We start from the raw sequence: 549 nt of genomic DNA, 5'->3' as shown, positions 1-549 counted from the left end.
TCATGTGCAGAATGGTCACTCAAACCTGAAAAATGCACCGTACTAACGTTAGGATGATTGACCAAAAAGTCTGCGACTTGATTGGCGTTGTTACAATGCGCTTGCATTCGGAGTTTCAGCGTTTCAAGCCCCTTAGTAAACACCCAAGCATTAAACGGGCTCATGCTGATACCGCCTGAGCGCACTACTGTAAACGCTTCTTGCATCAGTTTATCACTACCAACCAACGCCCCGCCGAGTACACGACCCTGACCATCCAAATATTTGGTCGCAGAATGAATAACGACATCGGCACCCAAATCTAGAGGCCGCTGCAATGCTGGCGTGGCAAAGCAGTTATCGACGACCAGTAGTATGTCATTGGCTTTGCACAGCTCGCTCAAATAACCGATATCGCAAATCTGCGCCAATGGATTACTTGGGCTTTCGCAATAGATCACTTTGGTGTTTGGTTGAACGGCATTGGCCCATGCCTCATTGTCAAAGCAATCAACATAGCTGACTTCGACGCCAAATTTGGCCATATAGTTGTTAAACAGCCCGATAGAC

1 protein-coding gene is annotated in these 549 nt (G+C 47.4%); it reads right to left on the bottom strand.

Features of this window, described 5'->3' with window-relative positions:
* On the bottom strand, nt 1–549 hold a 549-nt coding region (locus ACS8FC_RS20160), incomplete at both ends, for an aminotransferase class I/II-fold pyridoxal phosphate-dependent enzyme (RefSeq protein WP_439298092.1).

Source organism: Psychrobacter sp. 1Y4, assembly GCF_051847555.1.
Note: the sequence above shows the minus strand (reverse complement) of the source record. Positions and strands in the feature narration are given on the sequence as shown.